This is a genomic window from Streptomyces sp. NRRL WC-3549, from assembly GCF_000721935.1.
GTDB lineage: Bacteria > Actinomycetota > Actinomycetes > Streptomycetales > Streptomycetaceae > Streptomyces.
Window position 1 is genome coordinate 33,438 of the sequence record NZ_KL585429.1, and the last position, 1,799, is coordinate 35,236.

The 1,799-nt window shown below is 73.9% G+C and carries 2 protein-coding genes; both read left to right on the plus strand.

The window, feature by feature from the left end:
* Positions 1-108: 108 nt before the first annotated feature.
* Complete coding sequence (locus IH13_RS0129730) at positions 109-1,416, plus strand: sensor histidine kinase (protein WP_051835975.1); 1,308 nt, start codon at positions 109-111, stop codon at positions 1,414-1,416.
* A partial coding sequence (locus IH13_RS0129735) for a response regulator (RefSeq protein WP_031089159.1) occupies positions 1,413-1,799 on the plus strand: 387 nt, incomplete at its 3' end. The genes IH13_RS0129730 and IH13_RS0129735, both read left to right, overlap by 4 nt.

A 1,799-nucleotide genomic window follows, 5' to 3' on the forward strand; every position in this document is an offset into this window, starting at 1 on the left:
CAGAGATGTGTATAAGAGACAGGTTCGGTGCGTACGAGACACGGGGCGGCGGCCGTACGACGGTCGTACGGAAGGGCGGCTCCCCGGCCCGGGCCCGGCAGTCCCACCATGCCTGAGCTGAGCCCCGTGACGGGGGCGGCGAAGGCCGGACGACGACTGGTGGTCCGGCTGCGCGCGCTGCCGCGCCGGCTCCACGAGGATCTGTGGGCGTCGCCCGTCGACCCGTTGCCGGCACCGGGGCAGCCCGGGGCGCCGGTCTGGCGGCCGGTGTTCGGGATGCTGCTGATCCTCACCTCGGCGGCCGTCGCCCTGTTCCACGTGTCCGACCTCGTCCCCGCGGGCGCGGGCATTCCCGCGTACGTGGTGCTGCTGGCGGTCCTCCAGTCCGTGGCGCTGGTCGCCGGGATGTCGAGGCCGCTGTACGCCTGGTGGGCCTCGCTGGTGCTCCTGCTGGTCAGCGTGCGACTCACGGAGCCGGCGCTGTCCGATCTCGCTCCGTTCCCGAGCCTTCCCGACATCGCCCTGCAGTCGGGCGCGCTGTTCCTCCTGGCGATCCGGGTGGCGCCGCGCCGCACGGTCACCGCGCTGGCCGTCAGCCTCCTCGTGGGGTCCCTCGCGGCCACCGCGGCCACCACCCAGGCCCATGTCCACGTCCTGGACCGGGCCTCCCTCGTCGTCGTCGCCGCCGGCGGCCTCGGCGTCGCCGTGCGCACCCTGCGGGTCGCGCGCACCCAGTTGGTCGCGCAGACGGAGCTCACCGCGGAGGAACGCGCCCGGCGCACGCTTCTGGAGGAGCGCAACCGGATCGCCCGCGAACTGCACGACGTCGTCGCGCACCACATGTCGGTGATATCGATCCAGGCCCAGGTCGCCCCGCACCTCGTCGAGGACCCGTCCGACGAACTGAGGGAGAATCTCGCCGGCATCCGGACGAGCGCGGTCCAGGCGCTGACCGAGCTGCGCCGGGTGCTCGGCGTGCTGCGCTCCGAGGACGGCTGTGCCGACGGCGCGCGGCACGCCCCGCAGCCCACTCTGGACCGGCTGGACGAGTTGGTCGCCACGGTGCGGGACGCCGGGGTCGACGTCACGGCCGTGGCCACGGGCGACCGGCTCCCGCTGCCGCCGGGCGTCGGTCTGTCGGCGTACCGGATCACGCAGGAGGCGCTCAGCAATGTGATGCGGCACGCGCCGGGCGCCCGGGCGCGGGTGGAGATCGGCTACCACACGGCGGCCGTCACGGTCCGGGTCACCAACTCCGCGTCCCGGGCACCCGTCCCGCCCGCGGCCGGCGCCGGGCACGGGCTGCTCGGCATGCACGAACGGACCGCGATGCTGGGCGGCGACCTCGTCCACGGCCCCACACCCGGCGGCGGTTACGAAGTAGTCGCGACGCTCCCCCTGGAGGACCCCTCATGACCATCCGCGTGCTGATCGCCGACGACCAGGTGATGGTCCGCCAGGGCTTCACGGTGCTGCTGGACGCCGAACCCGGCATCCAGGTGGTCGGCCAGGCCGTGGACGGCGTGGACGCGATCGAGAGGGCCGCCGAACTCGACCCGGACGTCGTCCTGATGGACATCCGGATGCCCCGCCTCGGCGGCATCGACGCCACCCGCCGTATCGCCGAGACCCCCGGCGCCCGGGCCAAGGTGCTGGTGCTGACCACCTTCGACCTCGACGAGTACGTCTACGAGGCTCTGCGCGCGGGCGCCTCCGGCTTCCTGCTGAAGGACGCCTCGGCCGAGGAACTCGCCCACGCCGTACGGGTCGTGGCAGCCGGGGACGCCCTGCTCGCCCCC

Coding starts and splice junctions, on each gene's coding strand:
- IH13_RS0129730 (WP_051835975.1), top strand. CDS start 109: ATGCCTGAGCTGAGCCCCGTGACGGGGGCGGCGAAGGCCGGACGACGA.